The 3,482-nt window shown below is 72.6% G+C and carries 3 protein-coding genes and 1 pseudogene; all 4 read left to right on the top strand.

Features of this window, described 5'->3' with window-relative positions; genetic code table 11:
• The coding region (locus tag ABNT58_RS08020; RefSeq protein ID WP_348752977.1) for a methylene-tetrahydromethanopterin dehydrogenase N-terminal domain-containing protein at positions 1–824 on the top strand (824 nt) is incomplete at its 5' end.
• Between the two features lie 9 nt (positions 825–833).
• Positions 834–1,967 (top strand): ATP-grasp domain-containing protein, encoded by a 1,134-nt coding sequence (locus tag ABNT58_RS08015; protein WP_348752976.1) that lies wholly within the window; start codon positions 834–836, stop codon positions 1,965–1,967.
• The gene (gene mch / locus ABNT58_RS08010; protein WP_348752975.1) at positions 1,967–2,947 is read left to right on the top strand and encodes a methenyltetrahydromethanopterin cyclohydrolase; all 981 of its coding nucleotides are present in this window, start codon (positions 1,967–1,969) and stop codon (positions 2,945–2,947) included. Before ABNT58_RS08015 ends, mch begins: the two co-directional genes overlap by 1 nt.
• A pseudogene (locus ABNT58_RS08005) lies at positions 2,944–3,482 on the top strand (RimK family alpha-L-glutamate ligase); the annotation flags it as partial. The gene mch and the pseudogene ABNT58_RS08005, both read left to right, overlap by 4 nt.

Genomic DNA, 3,482 nt, shown 5'->3' with positions numbered 1-3,482 from the left:
TGGTGGTGCCGTATGCCGAGGTGGGCCTGGACGCGGTGCGCAACCTGACGCAGGACACCATCTTCTCGCGCGGGCCCAAAGGCGTCAGCCGCACCGGCATCTTCATCGGCGGGCGTGATGCGCTGCTGGCGGCCGACATGCTGGCGCGCGCGCAGGAAAGCATGGTCAAGCCCTTCATCGTCTCGCTGATGGCCGACCCCAGCGGCGCCTACACCACCGCGGCTGCCATGGTGGCCTGCGTGGAAGGCCAGCTGATGGCCCAGCACGGCTGCAAGCTCGACGGGCTGCGCGTGGTGGTGCTGGGCGGCACCGGGCCCGTGGGCCGCATTGCCGGCGTGCTGGCGGCCATGGCCGGCGCCCAGGTGCAGTTGAGCAGCCGCAACGGCATCGACGCGGCCGAAGAAGCGGCGCAGGAAACCGCCCAGCGCTTTGGCGTCACGCTGCATGGCGTGTCAGGCGGCGACCGGGCGGCCATCCGCACCTCGGTGGCCGATGCCGACGTGATCCTGGCCTGCGCCGCCGCAGGCGTGCAGGTGCTGAACAAGGACGACCTGGGCGTGGCCACCGCCCTGCGCGTGGCCGCCGACGTCAACGCCGTGCCGCCCGAAGGCATTGCCGGCGTGGGTGTGATGGACGACGGCAAGCCCATCGAAGGCGCGCGTGAGGGTGCGGTGGGCATCGGCGCGCTGGCCATCGGCAACGTGAAGTACCAGACGCAGCACCGGCTGCTGGTGCAGATGTGCCAGGGCGAAAAGCCCTCGGTGCTCAGCTTTGCCGAAGCCTTCGAGAAGGCGCGCGAGATCGTCGCTGAAAAGCATGATTGAGCCCCGGCCATGACCATCCTGGCGGTCGCGGGCGTCTCGGCCCGGGCCATGGCCGAGGCGGCGGTACGCGATGGCTTCCAGGCCATCGCGCTGGACCTGTTCGGCGATGTGGACACCTGCCGTACCGCCGCGCGCTGGCTGCCGCTGGGCGAGCCCGGCGCGTTGCAGATCGATGCCGACTGCACGCTGTCGGCGCTGCGGCTGCTGGCCCAGCGCGGCGACGTGGCCGGCTGGGTACCGGGCAGCGGCTTCGAGGGCCTGCATGAGGTGATCGCCGAAGGCGGCGCCTGGCTGCCTTTGATCGGCAACCGGCCCGAGACCGTGCGCCGCGTGCGCGATGCGCGGGTGTTCTTCCGCGTGCTGGCGGCGCTGGGCGTGCCGCATCCGCGTGTGTCGCGCACCGCGCCGGTCGACCGCAGGGGCTGGCTGCTGAAGGACATGCGCGGCTGCGGCGGCTGGCAGGTGGCGCCCGCGCCGCAGGCCGAGGCCGGCAGCCCGGCGCCCGCCCACCACGTGTACCAGCAGCAGGCGCCCGGCGTGCCGATGTCGGCCACCTTTGTGGCCGATGGCTACCGCGCGCGGGTGCTGGGCTTCAACCAGCAGATCGTGCAGCCGGTGGGCGACCGGCCCTGGGTGTTCGCCGGTCTGGTGGGGCCGGTGGCCGTGTCGCCGGTGGTGGCGCATGAGGTGGCCGCCGCCGCCAGCGTGCTGGCCGGCGCCTTCACGCTGCGCGGCCTGGGCAGCCTGGACTTCATGCTCGACGGTGATCGCTGGCAGGCGCTGGAAGTGAACCCGCGCCCGCCGGCCAGCCTGTCCTGCTACCCCGACGCGGCGCCCATGGCCGCCCATGTGCGTGCGTGTGTGGAAGGGGTGCTGCCCGCCGCTGCGCCCGCCCCCGGGTCGCCCGCGCAGGTGGAAGGGCACCGCATCGTGTTCGCGACGCGGCCGCTGCGCCTGGCCGATGGCGTGGCCGCGGCGCTGGCCGCCCGCGCGGGCACGCACGACCTGCCTTCGGCCGGCGCGCGCTTTCAGGCCGGCGACCCGGTGTGCAGCGTCAGCGCCCGCGGGGCCGATGCGCCCGCGGTGCTGGCGCGGCTGCAGGCGGCGCATGCCGACGTACAAACCTTGCTGGAGACAAGCTGATGAACCTGGTGAGCGTGAATGCCGGCGCCCGGCCGCTGGTGGAGCAACTGCTGCGGCAGGCCGATACCCTGGGCGTGGCGGTGCGCCATGACGAGCGCGGCGTGTGCATCGTCGACGCCGGCATCGAGGCGCCCGGCAGCGTGGCCGCCGGCCTGCTGGTGGGCGAGATCTGCATGGGCGGCCTGGGCCGTGTGGCCTTGCGCAGCGGCGGCAGCGACTGGCCCACCTGGCTGGACGTGCGCAGCTCGCAGCCGGTGCTGGCCTGCCTGGGCAGCCAGTACGCTGGCTGGAGCCTGGCCGCCAGCAAGGAAGAAACCGGCGGCAAGAAGTTCTTCGCGCTGGGCTCAGGCCCGGCGCGTGCGCTGGCCGGCAAGGAGAAGTTGTTCGGCGAATTGGCCTACCGCGACCAGTCCGCGCAAGGCGTGCTGGTGCTGGAGGTGGACCGCGCGCCGCCCGCGGTCGTCATCGACAAGGTGCTGCGCGACTGCGGCCTGGCGCCCCAGGGTTTGACCGTGATCCTCACGCCCACCAGCAGCCCGGCCGGCACCACCCAGGTGGTGGCGCGGGTGCTGGAAGTGGCGCTGCACCAGGCGCATGAATCGGGCTTTGCGCTGGCCGACGTGATCGACGGCAGCGGCAGCGCGCCGCTGCCCGCGCCCAGCCCCGATGGCGTGGAAGCGATGGGCCGCACCAACGACGCCATCCTGTACGGCGGGCGGGTGCACCTCACCGTCAAGGGCAGCGACGAGGCGGCGCGCACGCTGGCCGCCAAGCTGCCTTCAGGCAATTCGCGCGACCACGGCCGCTCGTTCGCCGAGATCTTCAAGGAAGTGCAGTTCGACTTCTACAAGATCGACCCCGCGCTGTTCGCGCCCGCCGAGGTGTGGGTCAGCAACATCAGCAGCGGCAACACCTGGCACGGCGGCGCGACCGACATGGACCTGCTGCGCCGCCTTTGGTTGAAGGAAGCCGCCGCATGAGGGTGGCCATCTTCACCGACGAAGTAGGCTGGCACACCCGGCAGCTGCAGGCTGCGCTGCGGCTGCGCGGCGCGGTGGGCCGCTGCATCGACCTGGCCGACTGCCATGTGGACACCACGGCTGCGTGGCATGGCCTGGTGATCCCCGGCTTCGGCCGCGTGCTGCCCGATGCGGCGCTGGTGCGCGGCATCGCGGCCGGCAGCTTCGAGGCGGTGACCAAGCGCCTGGGCGTGCTGCATGCGCTGCGCGCGCTGGGCGTGGCCGTCTACAACGAAGGTCAGGCCATCGAGCGCAGCGTCGACAAGTCGATGACCAGCCTGCTGCTGCAGGCCGCGGGCGTGGCCACGCCACCCACCTGGGCCACCGAATCGGCCGCGCAGGCGCAGCGCATCGTGATGCGCGAAAGCGCCGCCGGCCATGCGCTGGTGCTCAAGCCGCTGTTCGGCTCACAGGGCAAGGGCCTGCAGCGCGTGGGCTTGGTGGATGGCGTGCACGTGCCGCTGCCGCCGCTGCAGCAGGTGGCCGGCCGGCTGGC

It is taken from the genome of uncultured Aquincola sp. (genome assembly GCF_964001545.1).
GTDB lineage: Bacteria > Pseudomonadota > Gammaproteobacteria > Burkholderiales > Burkholderiaceae_C > Aquincola.
The sequence above is the reverse complement of the archived record's forward strand: the minus strand, read 5'-3'. Positions and strand labels throughout refer to the sequence as shown.

Excerpts from the sequence above, each read along its gene's own strand:
- ABNT58_RS08015 (WP_348752976.1), top strand. The coding sequence starts at position 834 with ATGACCATCCTGGCGGTCGCGGGCGTCTCGGCCCGGGCCATGGCCGAG.
- mch (WP_348752975.1), top strand. The coding sequence starts at position 1,967 with ATGAACCTGGTGAGCGTGAATGCCGGCGCCCGGCCGCTGGTGGAGCAA.